The sequence below is a fragment of the Cellulosimicrobium sp. GQ32 genome, assembly GCF_059758455.1.
On sequence record NZ_JCAXEP010000039.1, the window covers coordinates 1 to 394 of the forward strand.

Consider the following 394-nt stretch of genomic DNA (forward strand, 5'->3'; position numbering starts at 1 on the left):
CGGACTCACCGATCAGAAGCCCACGCTCCGGCCCGGCACCCAGCTCGAGGTGCTGGCGGGCGAGTCGCTGCCGATCGACATCACGGAGCACGTGCTCGTCGTCGAGGGCAGGACGCCGCGGCTCACGACCGAGGACAAGGTCACGGCGACCGAAGGCTCGCGCGAGGTGCCCTCCGTGACCGAGATCGTGTACACCCCCGAAGCCGACTACACGGGTCCCGCGGCGGTGTCGTTCGAGGTCACCGACGGCTCCGGGCCCGACGACCCCGAGGGTCGCACCAACGTGCTGACGATCCCCGTCACCGTGCTGCCGCCGGAGAACCTTCCCCCGGAGCTCGTGGGCACCCCGACGCTCGACGTCGCGGCAGGCGAGGAGGCATCGATCGACCTGGCA

Annotated in this window: 1 protein-coding gene; it reads left to right on the top strand. The window is 71.1% G+C overall.

What is annotated here, in order from left to right; all coding sequences use genetic code 11:
• Positions 1–394, top strand: a 394-nt coding sequence (locus tag AC6CH9_RS20835; protein WP_498156603.1) for an Ig-like domain-containing protein, incomplete at both ends; no start/stop codon positions are given.